The following is a 1,077-nucleotide window of genomic DNA, read 5'->3' on the forward strand; positions in this document are numbered from 1 at the left end:
GAAGCGGACCGCGTGGCGGACGTGGCGCACCCAGTACTCGGCGCTACCGAGTTCGTCGGCGGTGGCGAGCCGGCCGGTCAGGTTCGAGATGACCGGTATCTGGGGCTCGGCGTAGGCGAGCGTTTCGGTGATCTGGCGGAACTCGTCGAGCATGCCGTCGATATGGGGGGAGTGGAAGGCGTGGCTGACCGCAAGCCGTCTGGTCTTGCGGCCCTGGGCCGCGAACTCGGCGCCGATGCGCAGGGCCGGGATCTCGTCGCCGGAGATGACAACGGAGCTCGGCCCGTTGACGGCGGCGATACCGACGCTGTCGTCGTGCGCCGCGAGTGCGGTGAGCACTTCGTCCTCCGTCGCCTGGATAGCGATCATCGCACCGCCGGGCGGAAGAGACTGCATGAGCCGGCCCCTGGCCGCGACGACCCGTGCCGCGTCGGCGAGGGACCAGACGCCGGCGACGTGGGCGGCGGTGAGTTCGCCGATCGAGTGCCCGGCGAGGTAGTCGGGCCGGACGCGCCAGGATTCGAGCAGCCGGAACAGCGCGGTTTCGACGGCGAACAGCGCGGCCTGGGTGAACACGGTCTGGTGGAGGAGACCGGTGTCGCCGTCTGTGCCGGTGTCGCCGTCGGCGAAAAGGACATCGCGGACGGTGCGGGTGACCTGCCCCGTCAGCTGCTCGTCCAGCTCATGCGTGACAGCGTCGAAGGCGTTCGCGAACACCGGATAGGCCTCGTACAGCTCCCGGCCCATGCCGAGCCGCTGGCTGCCCTGGCCGGTGAACAGGAACGCCAGTTTCCCCGCCGTCGGCGCGGGGCCGGCGGCCGCGTTCGGTGCCGCCTCGCCGCGGGCGAGCGCGCCCAGGCCGGCCAGGAAGCCGTCCCGGTCGTCGGCGACGACGACGGCGCGGTGCTCAAGCGCGGCCCTGGTGGTGGCCAGCGAATACGCGACATCGACCGGGGCGAGGTCGCCATCGGCTTCCACGAACGACGCCAGACGTGCCGCCTGCGCCCGCAGCGCTTGCGGTGACCTGGCGGACAGCACCCAGGGAAGCGGTCCGGCAACGGCGTTCCCGGTCTCGTC

1 protein-coding gene is annotated in these 1,077 nt (G+C 71.6%); it reads right to left on the reverse strand.

Annotated elements, in window-relative coordinates; translation table 11 throughout:
- A partial coding sequence (locus MJ783_RS22685) for an acyltransferase domain-containing protein (protein ID WP_239313798.1) occupies window positions 1-1,077 on the reverse strand: 1,077 nt, incomplete at both ends.

Source organism: Protofrankia sp. Cj3 (assembly GCF_917627355.1).
Taxonomy (GTDB): domain Bacteria; phylum Actinomycetota; class Actinomycetes; order Frankiales; family Frankiaceae; genus Protofrankia.